The organism is Spirillospora sp. NBC_01491 (genome assembly GCF_036227065.1).
GTDB classification, from domain to species: Bacteria; Actinomycetota; Actinomycetes; order Streptosporangiales; family Streptosporangiaceae; genus Spirillospora; species Spirillospora xylanilytica.
This window is the reverse complement of sequence record NZ_CP109432.1, coordinates 3,876,056-3,889,740: the sequence shown is the minus strand read 5'-3', so window position 1 is coordinate 3,889,740 and position 13,685 is coordinate 3,876,056. Positions and strand designations below refer to the sequence as shown.

The 13,685-nt window shown below is 75.9% G+C and carries 8 protein-coding genes and 1 pseudogene; 5 read left to right on the top strand and 4 right to left on the bottom strand.

Annotation, left to right across the window (positions count from 1 at the left end; translation table 11 throughout):
- Nucleotides 1–30 precede the first annotated feature (30 nt).
- The 3 genes and pseudogenes from OHA34_RS18090 to OHA34_RS18080 all read left to right on the top strand — a co-directional run.
- A complete protein-coding gene (locus OHA34_RS18090) occupies nucleotides 31–888 on the top strand; it encodes a glycosyltransferase (protein WP_329522287.1) in 858 nt (285 codons plus the stop codon).
- On the top strand, nucleotides 888–2,273 hold the full coding sequence (locus OHA34_RS18085) for a glycosyltransferase family 4 protein (protein WP_329522286.1): 1,386 nt from the start codon (nucleotides 888–890) through the stop codon (nucleotides 2,271–2,273). Before OHA34_RS18090 ends, OHA34_RS18085 begins: the two co-directional genes overlap by 1 nt.
- Nucleotides 2,274–2,332: 59 nt before the next feature.
- Nucleotides 2,333–5,587: pseudogene (locus tag OHA34_RS18080) on the top strand (alpha-(1->3)-arabinofuranosyltransferase domain-containing protein); the annotation flags it as partial.
- Nucleotides 5,588–6,703: 1,116 nt separating this feature from the next.
- On the opposite strand, the gene OHA34_RS18075 reads toward OHA34_RS18080, so the two are convergent.
- Genes OHA34_RS18075 through OHA34_RS18065 form a run of 3 tightly spaced genes read right to left on the bottom strand, consistent with a single transcriptional unit; the run spans nucleotide 6,704 to nucleotide 10,364 of the window.
- The gene (locus tag OHA34_RS18075) at nucleotides 6,704–7,984 is read right to left on the bottom strand and encodes an acyltransferase family protein (protein WP_329522285.1); all 1,281 of its coding nucleotides are present in this window, start codon (nucleotides 7,982–7,984) and stop codon (nucleotides 6,704–6,706) included.
- On the bottom strand, nucleotides 7,981–8,787 hold the full coding sequence (locus OHA34_RS18070; protein ID WP_285942354.1) for a glycosyltransferase family 2 protein: 807 nt from the start codon (nucleotides 8,785–8,787) through the stop codon (nucleotides 7,981–7,983). The genes OHA34_RS18075 and OHA34_RS18070 overlap by 4 nt, the downstream gene beginning before the upstream one ends.
- A gap of 11 nt (nucleotides 8,788–8,798) precedes the next feature.
- The gene (locus OHA34_RS18065) at nucleotides 8,799–10,364 is read right to left on the bottom strand and encodes an MFS transporter (protein ID WP_329522284.1); all 1,566 of its coding nucleotides are present in this window, start codon (nucleotides 10,362–10,364) and stop codon (nucleotides 8,799–8,801) included.
- 98 nt (nucleotides 10,365–10,462) lie between these two features.
- On the opposite strand from OHA34_RS18065, the gene OHA34_RS18060 reads away from it, so the two are divergent.
- Together OHA34_RS18060 and OHA34_RS18055 are read left to right on the top strand one after the other, a co-directional pair.
- A complete protein-coding gene (locus OHA34_RS18060; protein WP_285942352.1) occupies nucleotides 10,463–11,515 on the top strand; it encodes a DUF3068 domain-containing protein in 1,053 nt (350 codons plus the stop codon).
- 114 nt (nucleotides 11,516–11,629) lie between these two features.
- The gene (locus OHA34_RS18055) at nucleotides 11,630–12,742 is read left to right on the top strand and encodes an NAD(P)H-dependent flavin oxidoreductase (protein WP_285942351.1); all 1,113 of its coding nucleotides are present in this window, start codon (nucleotides 11,630–11,632) and stop codon (nucleotides 12,740–12,742) included.
- A gap of 51 nt (nucleotides 12,743–12,793) precedes the next feature.
- Here OHA34_RS18055 and OHA34_RS18050 read toward each other — a convergent pair whose 3' ends face one another.
- Nucleotides 12,794–13,684 (bottom strand): hypothetical protein, encoded by an 891-nt coding sequence (locus tag OHA34_RS18050; protein ID WP_329522283.1) that lies wholly within the window; start codon nucleotides 13,682–13,684, stop codon nucleotides 12,794–12,796.
- Between the last annotated feature and the right edge of the window lies 1 nt (nucleotide 13,685).

The window sequence follows — 13,685 nt, the reverse complement described above, 5'->3', positions numbered from 1 at the left end:
CCTCCGAGGGCACACCGCACCGACGTTCCGATGAACGCGGACGGCCCCGTCCTCCTGGAGATCGTGGTCCCGGCGCACAACGAGGCCGCCCGGCTGCCGCGCGGGCTGGCCGAGCTGAGCGCCGCGCTGCGCCGGCTGGACGTGCCCGCCGAAGTGATCGTCGTCGACAACGCCAGCGACGACGCGACGCCCGCGATCGCGCGCGAGTGGGCGGGGCCGGTGCCGGTGCGGCTGCTCGGCTGCGCGCGGCGCGGCAAGGGCGCGGCGGTGCGCGCGGGGCTGCTGGCCACCCGCGCCCCGTACGTGGGGTTCTGCGACGCCGACATGGCGACCGGCCTGGCGGCGCTCGGCCAGGTGCTGGAGCTGCTGCGGGCGGGCGACCCGGTGGTCGTCGGCTCCCGCCGGCACCCCGACTCCCGCGTCGAGGACTACAGCAGCCCGCTGCGCAAGCTCGGCGCGATCACCTTCAACCGGCTGATCCGCGACCTGGCGGGCGGCGTCACCGACACCCAGTGCGGCTTCAAGTTCTTCGCCGGGCCGCTCGCCCGCGCCGCCGCCGCCGACCTGCGCACCACGGGCTTCGCGTTCGACGCCGAGCTGCTGATGCAGTGCGCGCGGCGCGGCGCGGCGGTCACCGACGTGCCGGTCGAGTGGCGGGACGTCCCCGGCAGCACCTTCTCGGTCCGGCGGCACTCGGTCGCCTGCCTGTGCGACCTGGCCCGGATCCGCGCGCTCACCTGGCGGGCCGCCTCCGAATCCGCCGCGTCCGCCGCGCCCACCTCCACTGCGTCCGCCTCCGCCTCGGCGGACGGCGCGGACGGCGCGCGCGAGGGGCGGGCTCGGGCGATGCCGCTCGCGGTGACCGAGACCTCGGGGTCCGGGCCCTGATGCGCACCCGCGCCTCCGGCGTGCGCCGCGCACCCGACGTCTCCGGCCTGCGCATCGCGATCGTCAACTGGCGCGATCCCTGGCATCCGGCCGCGGGCGGGGCGGAGCGGTACGCCTGGGAGATGGCGCGGCGGTTCGCCGCGAGCGGCGCCCGGGTGACCTACGTGACCTGCCAGGCCGCGGGCCAGCGGCGCTGGGGCCGGGTCGAGGGGGTCGACTTCGTCCGGCTGGGCGGGCGGTTCACCGTGTACCCGCTGGTGTGGTGCTGGATGCTGGCGCGGCGCCGCCGGTTCGACGCGGTGATCGACTGCCAGAACGGCATCCCGTTCTTCACCCCGTGGGCGCTGCCGCGCCGGGTGCCGGTGTTCTGCTCGATCTTCCACGTGCACGACGCGCAGTTCGGCCTGTACTTCCCGGCGTGGCTGGCGTGGGTGGGCCGGATGCTCGAAGGACCGGTCGCGCGCCGCGCCTACCGGCGGCACGCCTGCACGGCGATCTCGCTCACCACGATGGCGGCGCTGCGCGAGCGGCTGGCCTGGACGGGCCCGGTCTACCTGGTGCCGGTCGGCGTGACCGTCCCGGACGGCCCGGTCCGGGCGGGGCGTCCCGCCGAGCCGGTCCGCGCTCCGTCCGGCGGGCCGTCCGGCGCGCCCACCGGGGGGCCTGAGCTGGTGTGCGTGACGCGGCTCGTCCCGCACAAGCGGGTCGGGCTGATCCTCGACCTCGCCGAGCGGCTCCGGGAGCGGTGGCCCGGCCTGCGGGTCGGCGTCGTCGGGCGCGGGCCCGAGCACGACCGGCTGGCCGCCGAGATCACCGAGCGCGGGCTGGACGGCGCCGTCGTCCTGCACGGGTTCGTGTCCGAGGCGGAGAAGGCGGCCCTGGTGGCCCGCGCCGACCTGCACCTGAGCGCCTCGCAGGGGGAGGGCTGGGGGCTGTGCGTGGCCGAGGCCGCCGCGTTCGGCGTGCCGACCGTCGCCTACGACGTCGACGGGCTGCGCGACGCCGTCCGCGACGGGGTGACCGGGTGGCTCGTGCCCGAGGGCGACGAGCTGGCCGGGACGGTCGAACGGGCGCTCAAGGAACTGGACGACCCGGACCGCCGCGCCCGGATCGCCGCCGACTGCCGGGCCTGGGCGGGCGAGTTCGACTGGGCGCGCAGCGCCGCGCGGCTGGGCGAGCTGGTCGCGGCGGCGGTGCGGATGGGCACCAGCTCCACCGCTGATTCCGGCGCACATGTGGTCGAACGGTACGGTGACGGGCATCCACGGGTCGTGGAGGGCCCCCTCCGGGACGAGCTGCTCCGCGACCACGGCGCGGCGCTCGGCGCGCGGCCCGCGACCCCGCTGGAACGGCTGCTCGGCCGGGTCCAGGACGGCGGGGCCTGACCGTACTTCCGAGGGCCGGGACGCCCGGGTGGACGGGGTCGGGGAGGAGCACGAGCGTCATGGCGGTCGGTACGGGCAGGGACCTCGCGGGGTCCGCCGAGCGGCTGGCGCGCCGGGTGGACGCCGCCGACCGCGACGACCGCCCGCCCCGCGCCGAGGTCGACGACCGGCTGCGGGACCGGTTCCGGACGCTGGTGTGCTGCCTGGCCCTGACCGTGCTGGCCACCTCCACCCGGCCGGGCCGGATCCTGTCCGACACCAAGATCGACATGGCGGTGAACCCGGTCGGGTTCCTCGGCCGCGCGCTGCACCTGTGGGACCCCGAGCAGTTCGGGCAGCTCCAGAACCAGGCGGCCGGCTACTTCTTCCCGATGGGCCCGTTCTACGCGCTCGGCCAGCTGGCCGGGGTCCCGGCGTGGATCACGCAGCGGATGTGGCTGGCGGCGCTGCTGTGCGCGGCGTTCCTCGGGGCCCGGCGGCTGGCGGCGCGGCTCGGCGCGGGCGGTCCGGTGACCCGGCTGATCGGCGCGATGGCGTACGCGCTCGGCCCGCACGGGCTGTCCGCGCTCGGCCAGAACTCCTGGGAGTACCTGCCGCTGGCGATGCTGCCGTGGATCGTGCTGCCGCTGGTCACCGTGATGGACGTCGGAAGCGGCGCCGCGAGTGGTGGTGGCGGCGCCGGGCGCGGCGCCCGGCGCGGTGGCGGGCGCGGTGGCGGCGGGGCCCGCGGCGGCGGGGGCCGCGGCGGGCGGATCCGCGCGGCGGCCCAGTCCGGGATCGCGGTGGCGCTGTGCGGGGGGATCAACGGTTCGGCGACGGTCGCGGTGCTCGCCGTCCCGGCCCTGTACCTGGTCACACGTCCGCGCCGCACGCCGGGACGGTGGCGGCTGGCGGCGTGGTGGTCGGGCGCGGTCGGCGCCGCGGTGGCCTGGTGGCTCGTCCCGCTGCTGCTGACCGGCAGGTACGGGTTCTCGTGGCTCGGCTACACCGAGAAGGCCGACACCACGACCGCGCCGACCAGCCTGGTGAACGTGTTCCGCGGCGCCGAGCGCTGGCTCAACTACCTGGACGCCTCGTCGCTGCCGGTCGGGCACGCGCTCTCGGCGCAGACCGCGCCGATCGTGGTGACCGCGCTGCTCGCCGCGCTCGGCCTGGCCGGACTGGCCCGCCGCGACCTGCCCGAACGCGGCTTCCTGCTGCTGGTGCTGCTGGCCGGGGTGGCGATCGTCGCCGCCGGGCACTCCGGGCCGGTGCAGAGCCCGGCCGCCGGGCCGGTGCGCGACCTGCTCGACGGTCCGCTCGCGCCGTTCCGCAACCTGTACAAGTTCGACGGCCTGATCCGGCTGCCGCTCGCGCTCGGCCTCGCGCACCTGCCGGGCACGCTGCGCCGGCCGCGCGCCCGGCTCGGCCTGCTGGCGGTGGCCGTCGCGGCCCTCGGCGCCGTCGCGACCCCGGCGCTCACCAACGGGCTGGCCGGCACCGGCGACTTCGCGGCCGTCCCCAAGTACTGGAAGGACGCGGCGCAGTGGCTGAACGGCCGGGCGGGCGAGCAGGCGGTGGTGGCGCTGCCCGGGGCGCGGTTCGGCGACTACTCCTGGGGCCGTCCGATGGACGACATCATGCAGCCCCTGCTGCGGGCGCGGTGGGGGGCGCGGCAGCTCGTCCCGCAGGGGTCGCCCGGCTACGCGCGGGTCATGGACGCCATCGACCAGCGGGTGTCGGCCGGACGCGGCTCGCCCGGCCTCACCGAGATCCTCGCCCGGATGGGCGTGCGGTACCTGCTGGTCCGCAACGACCTGACCCGCGCCGACCTGCGGGGCGCGTGGCCCGCGCGGGTGCACGAGGCGCTGGAGACCTCGCCCGGCATCACCCGGGTGGCGTCGTTCGGCGACCAGAACGCCGGCGGCTGGGCGGGCGACGCGATCGGCGCGTACGACCAGCCGTACGCGCCGGTCGAGGTGTTCGAGGTGGCGGGCGCCGACGACGTGGTGGGCCTGCTCGACGCGGGCCGCGCGCTCCGCGTCCACGGCGCCCCCGAGGGGCTGCTCGGCCTCGCCGACAACGGGCTGCTGAACGGCCGCCCGGTGCTGCTGGACGACGACGACCCGGGCGCGTCCGCCGAACCGGTCGTGTCGGACGCGCTGCGCTGGCGGGAGCGGGCCCTCGGCGAGATCCGCGCCCAGATCTCGCCGACGATGACCGGCGACCGTCCGCGCTCGGACACCCGGGGGCGCGGCGCCGACCCGGAGGAGGCGGGCTGGCGCGGGTACCGCACCACCGCCGGGTACGACGGGATCAGGAACGTGGTGGCGTCGTCGTCGGCGTCCGACGCCGAGGCGATCCCCGGGTTCGACGACCCGGGCGCGCTCCCGTACGCCGCGCTGGACGGCGACCCCGGGACCCGCTGGATCACCGGCGGGTTCGGCGGGCCCGTCGGCCAGTGGCTGCGGGTCGACCTGGACGGCGAGCGCGAGCCCGGCACGGTCGAGGCGTCGTTCGGCCAGAACGCGTTCCTCGGCCCGCCGCCGTCCCGGATCGCGGTGGAGACCGCGGCGGGGACGGCCGAACAGGACGTGCGGGCGGTGGCCGGGCCGCAGCGCCTGAAGGTCCCCGCCGGGCGCACCGGCTGGGTGCGGATCCGGGTGCTGGCGCTCGCGCGCGAGCCGGTGTCGACGGCCGCCGCGCGGGTGGCGATCTCCGACCTGAAGATCGAGGGCGTGCGCGCGACCCGCTACCTGGCCATGCCCGCCGCGCCGCCCGCGTCCGCGGCGGGGCCGGACGGGGCTGGGCCGGACGGGGCGGTGCCCGCGCAGGTGATGGCGCGGTCCGTCCCGCCGCGGCCCGAGTGCATGAAGGGCTCGGCGCGCTGGGTCTGCTCGCCCGAGCTCGGCCGGGGCGACGAGGAGGGGGACGGTTTCGAGCGCCGCTTCTCGTCCCCGTCCGGCGCGGTGGCGCGGATCACCGGCTCGGCGGTGCTCACCGACCCGGCGCTCGCCGAGCGGGTCACCCGGGGCCGCTCCCCGGTGCGGGTGACCGCGAGCTCCACCTGGACCCGGCACCCCGCCGGGCTGCCCCGCTCGGCGTTCGACGGCGACCCCGCCACCACCTGGACGGCGGCGGGCGACGACCGCGACCCGCACCTGACGATCTCGTGGGGGAGGGCCCGGCGGATCGGGGAGCTGACCGTCCGGCGGCCGTCCGGGACGGGCACGGCGCTGCGGCTCACCGTGACCGGCGCGCATGGCGAGGTGCGGGAGGGGCTGCTCGACGGGGCCGGGAGGCTGCGCTTCCAGCCGATCACCACCGACCGGCTGACGCTGCGGTTCGGCTCCGCGCCGGTGCCGGTGCAGATCGGCGAGGTGGCCGTCCCGGGCGTCCGGCCGCTCAGCGTGCCGGGCGGCACCCCGTTCACCACCCGCTGCGGCCTCGGCCCCGCCGTCCGGGTGAACGGGACGCGGGCCGAGACGCGGATCACCGGGACCGCCGGCGACGTCCTCGGCGGACACGCGATGCGCTTCGAGACCTGCGGCGCCGCCCCCCGGGTCGCCCAGGGCGGCAACGCGATCGGCGCGGGCGGGGGCGGCTACCGGGTCGACTCGCTGGTGGTCGACCCCGGCAGCCGCCTCGGCCTGGCGAGCCGGGAGGAGAGCGGCCCGGTCGACGTCCGAACGTGGGGCAAGGGCGAGCGCGAGGTCGAGGTGAACGCGGCGAAGGCGTCCTACCTGGTGGTCAACGAGAACTTCAACGCCGGCTGGCGCGCGCGCGTCGGCGACGGCCCCGAGCTACGGCCCGTCCGGCTGGACGGATGGCGGCAGGCGTGGGCCGTCCCGGCGGGGACCACGGGGACGGTCCGGCTCACCTACGGGCCCGACGGGATCTACCGGGGCGCGCTGCTGGCCGGGCTCAGCCTGCTCGTGGTGCTGCTGATCGCGGCGGTGTGGGCCCGTCCCGCCGCCGTCGCCGCCGTCCGGAGGGGCCCGGACGTCCTGCTCGGCGGCGGTGCCGGACCGGCGCCGGGGACGGCGCGCCGGGCGGCGGCGTTCGCGACCGCCGCCGTCCTCGGGTTCTGGCTCGGCGGGCCGCTGGGCGCGGCGGTCACGGCGGCGGTGGCGCTGGTCACCGACTGGGCGCAGCGCCGCTCCGGCGACGCGGCGCGCGGGCTCCGCTCGGTGTGGCCGGTGGTGGCGGCGATGACGGCCGGCGGGGTCCTGCTGGCGGCGGGCGACCGGATGGCCGGGCACGGTGCCGAGGGCACCGTGCTCACCGCCGTGCGCGACGTCGCCCCGCAGCTCCTGTGCCTGGTCGTGGTCGGACGGCTCGCGGCGATGCTGGCCGCGCCCCGCGACCCCGACACCTGGCTCAGCGGCGGCGGCGACCTCCAGTGGGTCACGGCCCCGGCCCCGCGCGGCGCCCCGGCAGCGGGCGAGGGGTCAGGCGCGGGTCCGGGGACGGGACAGGACGCGGGTGCCGAGGCGGCGGGCGGGTTCCTCGACGAGCCGGTGGCTCAGCGCCGCGAGGGCGATGGTCAGCGCGGCGCACACCGGCAGGTCGATCAGCAGGGTGCCGGTGAACGGCGGATGCCCCGTGACGTCGAACCACACGAATATGACCACGAACTGCCATAGGAAGATGCTGTAGGAGATCTTCCCGAGGAACGCCATCGCGCGGTTGCCCAGCACCAGCCGCGTCACCGGGTGGGCGGCCGGGGCCAGCGCGACCGGCGCGACCAGGAACGCCGCGACCAGCCCGTACAGGACGAGTTGCAGCTCCGAGGTCCAGACGTTGACCTCGTACAGCCGGGACAGGCCGGTGATCGGAGTGGATGCGACGCAGTAGAACAGCCCGGCGGCCGTCCAGCAGAGTCCCCACGACCCGGCGACCGTCCGGCAGAACCGGCGGACCGGACCGTCCGGGCCGGGCTCGGCGTTGGCCCACACCGAGAGCACCGCGAGCGCCATGCCGACGCCGAACCAGGCGAGGTAGCGCGGCAGCCAGTTGCCGAGGAACTCGCGGTCGGCGCTCGGCGAGAGCGCCGCCACGTAGACGGCGGCGAGCGCCGAGTAGGCGCCGATGCCATACAGCAGCCGCCGGGCCCGTCCGCCGAGGTCGGCGGCCCGGACCGCCCAGCGGCCCAGGACGAACGCGGTGGGCGGCAGCGTCACGTAGAACGCGGCCTCGACCGTCAGGCTCCAGATCTGCCCCATGCCCTTGGGCCCCAGGTGGTCGTTCCACCAGGGGTGCGGATCGTAGTTGTAGGTGAGGGTGAGCGTCTGGACCCAGTGCCACACGTCGGCGAGATGGTCGCGCGAGTACAGCAGCGTGCTCACCACGACGAGGAGCCAGTACGCGGGCAGCAGCCGCAGCGCCCGCTTCCAGAGGTACGGGCCCGTGCCCGGGGGGCGCCGCAGCCCGAGCGCCGCAGCGGCCCACGGCCGGTACAGCAGCAGCCCGGACAGCGTGAAGAAGATCGGCACTCCGATCTCGCCGCGCGACAGCAGCGCCGCCACGCCCCCCGGACGGGTGAGGTACCCGGTGCTCGCCGCGATGTGGAACACCAGCACCGCCAGCGCCGCGACCGCGCGCAGCCCGTCCAGCGCGGCCTGGTGCCCGGAGATCGCCGGGAGCCGCGCGGCGGCGGCCTGCGCGGGCAACCCGGGCTGGACGGGCAATCCGGGCCGGACGGGCTGGGCGGGCTGGGCGGGTGCGGTCATCGCTTCACATCGCCTGGCTGCGGGGGAGGGTCGCGCCAGCGTATCCGGGATCCGGCGAGCAGGCCGGCCGCCTCCACCGCCTTGAGCAGGATCAGGCCGGCGCAGTGCCACGGTGAGCCCAGCCGCAGCAGCCGGCCGAACGACCGGGACCGGCCGAACGACCGGGCGGTCTCGCGGGACCGGTAGGCGCGCAGCCAGCGGCCGTAGTAGCGGCGCTTGCCGAACGCGGCGCGCAGCGTGATCCGTCCCTCGTCGTGCCAGACCGCGGCCGACACCCGTCCGGGCGGCGCGCCGTTCGCCGCGACCCGGTCGGCCAGGTCCCAGTCCTCGAACGCGCTGAGGTCCTCGGCGTAGCCGCCGGCCTTCTCCAGCGCGGTGCGCCGGAAGATCCGCGCCGCCTCCACGGTGCCGTCGCCGAGGTAGGCGCGCTTCTCGACGGCGCGGCAGGCGGCCAGGAACCCCTCGCCGAACGACAGCTCCGGGATCACCAGGCCGTCGAGCCCGGGGTCGGCGGCGAGCAGCGCGGCGGCCTCCTGCGCGACCGTCGGCTCCAGCACCATGTCGGAGTCGACGAACGCGACGATGTCGCCGTGCCCGTGACGCCAGCCGCGGTTGCGCTGGGCGCTGCGCTCGGGGCCCTGCGCGAGGACCGCGTCGGCGTGTCCGGCGGCGATCTCCCGGGTGCCGTCGGCGGAGCCGTTGTCGACCACGATCAGCTCCACCGGGACGGTCTGCGCCCGGATCGAGGCCAGGCAGCGGCCGAGGGTGCGGGCCGAGTTCCGGGTCGGCACCACGAAGGTCATCCGCGTCGTCGTCAGCGTGACCTCCCGGGGCTGGCCTGGCCGGTGTCGAAGAGGGTAACGCGCCGCCCGTCCGGTGCCCCGGCGGCTCCCTCCGGCGGGTCCGGCCGGTCCGGGAGCAGGCGCCGGGGGAGCAGCGGGGACAGTGCGGCGGCCAGCAGGAACGCCGCGGCGCAGAACGCGAGGGCGCGCGGCGCCGCGTCCGGTCCGGGGGTGGTCGCGGCGCTCGTCGGGCCGGCGCCGAAGAACAGCAGGCCCGCGGCGGCGACGCCGAGGACCCCGGCGAACTGGGTCACCGAGTTGAAGACCCCCGACGCGGCCCCGGCGCTCTGCTCGGGCACGTCGGCGATCACCGCGTTCGCCAGGATCGGCAGCGCCAGCCCCATGCCGAGCCCGCAGGCGAACAGCCACGGGGTCAGCGGCCAGGCGGTGAGGCCCCGTCCGGCCCCGGCGGTGACCGCGACCAGCCCGGCCGTACCGGCGGCCATCACCGCGGTGCCCGCGCCGACCAGCGCGCGGGCCCGGCGCAGGCCCCTGCGGTGGGTGAACTGCGCGGTGCACGCGACCCCGGCGGGCCAGGCCAGCCCGACCAGCGCCACCCGCAGCGGCGACCAGCCGAGCCCGAACTGGAGTCCCCAGGTCAGCGTGATGAAGCAGGCCGAGACGCCCGCGAACAGTGCCAGCGCCAGCAGCAGGCCCGCGGTGAACGAGCGCCGCCGGAACAGCGCGGGCGGGACGAGCGGGTCGGCGCCGAGCCGTTCCCGCCGCCGCTCGTAGCGGACGAACACCGCCAGGACGGGCACCGCGCACGCCAGCAGCGCCGCGCTCCAGCCCGGCCGGCCGAGCTCGCGCCCCTGGATCAGCGGGAACGTGGCCAGCAGCGACGCCGCGCCGATCAGCGGCACCCCGGCCGGGTCCAGCCGGGGCGGCGGGTCGGCGCGCGAGTCGTCCATCCAGCGGGCCGCGCCGGCCAGCGCGACCAGCCCCACCGGCAGGTTGACGTAGAAGATCGCCCGCCAGCCGAGGCCGAGCAGCCCGTGCTCGGTGAGCCCGTGGTCGACCAGCATCCCGCCGAGCAGCGGCCCGCTGACCTGCGCGACGCCGAGCAGCCCCCCGTACAGGCTGAACGCCAGGGCGCGCTCCCGTCCGGGCGCGAACCGCACCGTGATCACCGACAGCGCCTGCGGCACCATCAGCCCGGCGAACGCGCCCTGCGCGACCCGGGCGCCGATCAGCATGCCGGGCGAGACCGCCGCCGCGGCGGCCAGCGAGGCCAGCGTGAACCCGGCGACGCCGGCCAGGAACACCCGGCGGCGGCCGAGGATGTCGCCGAGCCGTCCGCCGGTGATCAGCAGCAGCGCGTAGGCCAGGACATAGGCCGACACCGTCCACTGCCCGGCGGCGTACCCGGCGCCGAGGTCGCGCTGGATCCGGGGCAGCGCCACGTTCATGATCGTCACATCGACCAGGTCCATGAACGTGGCCAGCAGCACCGCCCCGAGCGCAAGCCACCGCCGGTCCGGCCCGCGCGGGCGGCTCATCGCGTCGCCGCCTTCCGGGGAGAGGGGACTGTCGGACACGTCGTACGGGACCCTACTGGCGGGTCAGGTAGGGTATCCCGGGCATAGCGGCACCGGCCATGATGGTCACGCGGTGACGGCGGTCTGGGGAGATGGACATGCGGCGATCGCTCGGCCTGATCCTCATCGCGCTGGGCGCCTTCTTCCTCACGCTGGCTCCGCTGGTGCGGTTCTACGTGGCCGACAAATTCGTGCTCGCCCCGCTCGACCGCTACCAGCAGACCAAGCTGGAGGCCCCCAACGCCAGCTACTTCGACACCGCGGCGTTCAAGGTGGTCACCGGGGCCACGCTCGTGGCCGCCAACACGCTGCGCGGGGACGTCCGGGCCAACAACGGCGACGACCGGGTCGCGGTCTGGGACTCGTCCACGGAGATCACCGACAGGGCGACCGGCAAGCAGGTCGACATGCAGGGCTACCGCATCGCCTTCGACCGCCGGACGTCCGAGCTGGTCAACTGCTGCGGCTCGCAGGTCGACGGCGACACCTCGGTGGCGATGTCGGGGTACGGGCTGCTGCTGCCGGTGGCGAACGTGCAGAAGCGCTCCTACCCGGTCTTCGACATGACGACCCGGCGCACCCTGCCGATGCGCTTCGGTGGCGAGGAGACCGTGCACGGGGTCGCCACCTACCGGTTCGTCCAGGAGATCCCGCTCGCCAAGACCGCCGCGGTCGACTACAAGGTCCCCGGCGAAATGCTCGGCCTTGGCAAGAAGACCCCCTCGCAGAAGGTCGACCGGTACTTCTCGGCGACGATCACCGAGTGGGTCGACCCGCGTACCGGGATCCCGGTCAAGCACCGGCAGAACATCAAGAGCACCGTCCAGACGGCCGACGGCAAGGGGCGGCTCACGGTCGCGGCGGCCGACCTGGTGACGGTGGACGCCGACCAGAAGCGGCTCGCCGAGATGAGCGGCGACGAGGCGCTGAAGATTGCCATGGTGCGGACCGTCGTCCCGCTCGGCTCGGTGCTCCTCGGGCTGAGCCTGCTGCTGATCGGCGCGATGGTCGCGCTGTCCGCCGGCGAGCCGTCCGGCCCGCCGGCGCCGCCCACGGCCCCGCGCCGTTCGGACGGCAAGTTCGGCAACGCCGCGCCGGCCGCCGGCCCGCCGCCCGCCGGCCGGGCTTCCCGGGCTCCCCGGACCTCCTGACCCGCCTGTTGCTGATACGTGTTCTAGGTGTGTGTGCTCCTTGGTATGCCCGGATCCAAGGTTGCGAACTAGAACCTGTTGCAGTTTGCTGGACGGGCACCTAGGGTCAGGGCTGTGCGGACACGAGTCACCGAACTATTCGGCATCGAATACCCGATCTTCGCGTTCAGTCACTGCCGCGACGTGGTCGCGGCGGTGAGCCGCGCCGGCGGCATGGGCGTCCTCGGCGCCCTGTACTTCACCCCCGAGGAGCTCGAGGTCGAGCTCAAGTGGATCGACGACCACGTCGGCGGCAAGCCCTACGGCGTGGACGTGGTGATGCCCGCCAAGTACGAGGGGGCCGACCTCGGCGACGCCTCGGAACTGCTCGGCAAGCTCCAGGGCATGATCCCCGCCGAGCACCGCAGGTTCCTGGAGGACCTGCTCGCCGAGCACGGCGTCGAACCGTCCACCGAGACGGCCGGCCGGGCGCTGCTCGGCTGGACCGACCAGACCGCCCGGCCCCAGGTCGAGGTGGCGCTCAAGCATCCGATCGCGCTGCTGGCCAACGCGCTCGGCCCGCCCCCCGCCGACGTCGTCGAGTTGGCCCACGAGCACGGCGTGAAGGTGGCCGGCCTCGCCTCCAACGCCCGGCACGCCCGCAAGCAGGTCGAGGTCGGCGTCGACATCATCGTCGCGCAGGGCACCGAGGCGGGCGGGCACACCGGCGACGTCTCCACCATGGTCCTCATCCCCGAGGTGGTGGACGCGGTCGGCGCCGACACCATCGTCCTGGCGGCGGGCGGCATCGGCCGCGGCCGGCAGATGGCCGCGGGCCTCGCCCTCGGCGCCGAGGGCGTGTGGACCGGCTCGATCTGGCTCACCGTCGAGGAGGCCGACACCCCCGAGCGGGCCCTGCCGAAGCTCATCAACGCGACCTCCCGGGACACCGTCCGGTCGCGCGCCTGGACCGGCAAGCCCGCCCGCTTCCTCAAGACCGCCTGGACCGAGGCGTGGGAGGGCGAGAAGTCCCCGGGCTACCTGCCGATGCCCATGCAGTTCATGCTGGTCTCCGACGCGCTGCCGCGCATCGCCAGGTCCGGCGACGGGGAACTGGTCACCTTCCCGGTCGGCCAGATCGTCGGGTCGATGAACCAGGTCAAGCCCGCCGGCCAGGTCGTCTACGACCTGATCGAGGAGTACGTCGAGGCGATCGAACGCCTCAACACCATCACCGAATCGGACTGAGCCGTCCTGTCGCGGGCCCCGGCCGATCCCCTCGGCCGGGGCCCTCGCACGTCACCCCTCACACAGTGCCGGATGGCGCGGTCCCGGGCCGTCGGCGCAGTCGTCGGGCGTGAACCGGCCGCCCTCGTCCCCGCTGGGACGCCAGGTCTGCTGGACGCGGCCGTCGTCGTCGTAGCCGGTCACCGCGACCACCGCGTCGTCGTCGGTCGACGACGCGTCCTCGGACAGCGGCCCCGGCCCGTCCACGGGGTCCGAACCCGAGGCGTACTGGGCGAGGAAGAACCCCCGCTGCACCGCCGCGTCGGCGCTCCGGCGCTTGTTCCAGGTCACCTTGACCCGCTTGACCTGGGGCTTCACCCGTCCCATGGTGACGAAGTGCATCCCGAACGGGCTGGTGGTGGCCGCATCGGCCGCCTCGGCGAGGTGGACGATCGCGTCGACCCGCAGCGCCGTGTTGAACGACCACAGGCCGCCCTTCCCGGTCGTGGACGGCCACTGGTGGACGTTCGGCTCCTCCACGTTCTGGCCCCCGGCGACGGCGGAGCACAGCACGAACCCGCGCTCGCTCCCCACCGCGGCGACGTACCCGCGCTTGAGTCGCACCCGGGCGAGCAGCCGGACGTCGTCCGGCTCCCCGAGGCCGGACCGGGCCCCTTCCGTCCGGTCCTCGGGCGTTTCCTCGCGCAGGCAGGCCGCCGCGACCTCCCGTTCCTCGGCCGAACCCTGCTGCACGCGGGTGGCCGCCGGCGGTGCCTCCGCCGGACGCGTCTGGACCGCCACCGTCGGCACCGCGATCGCCGCCACCACTCCCGCCGCCCCGGCCGCCATCTGCGCCCGGCGCCGCCGCGCCACCCGCCGCAGCACCCGTTCGGCCAGGTCGTCCGTGGGCTGGGCGCGATCCGCGATCCGTTCGAGGGCGTCCCTCAATGTCTCGTCGGTCATC